Origin of the sequence: Streptomyces endocoffeicus, assembly GCF_016741935.1 — a bacterium.
Classification (GTDB): Bacteria; Actinomycetota; Actinomycetes; order Streptomycetales; family Streptomycetaceae; genus Streptomyces; species Streptomyces endocoffeicus.
On sequence record NZ_JAERRG010000221.1, the window covers coordinates 1 to 401 of the forward strand.

The window sequence follows — 401 nt, forward strand, 5'->3', positions numbered from 1 at the left end:
TTGACGGAGCAGCGGGTGTGGCCGGAGGTGGGGCGTCCGCGGCGGGTTGGGGTGTCGGGTTTTGGGGTGAGTGGGACGAACGCTCATGTGATTTTGGAGCAGGCGCCGGAGGTGGCTGTCGAGGTGGCGCCGGTGGTGGTGGCGGAGGTTGGGGGTGGTGGTGTGGTGCCGTTGGTGGTGTCGGGGCGTGGTGGTGGGGGGTTGCGGGGGCAGGCGCGGAGGTTGTTGGAGTATGTGCAGGCTCGTCCGGGGTTGGGCGTTGGGGAGTTGGCAGTGGGGCTGGCTTCTGGTCGGGCGCGGTTGTCGGATCGTGCGGTGGTGGTGGCGGGGGATCGGGAGGAGGCGTTGGTGGGGTTGGCGGCGGTGGCGGAGGGTGGTGGGGCTGGGAGGGCTGATGTTCG

General features: G+C 70.3%; 1 protein-coding gene. It reads left to right on the plus strand.

Annotated features, from left to right (window positions below; genetic code table 11):
- Positions 1-234: 234 nt before the first annotated feature.
- Positions 235-401: hypothetical protein (locus tag JK364_RS58625; protein ID WP_504943155.1), on the plus strand; the 167-nt coding region annotated here is incomplete at its 3' end.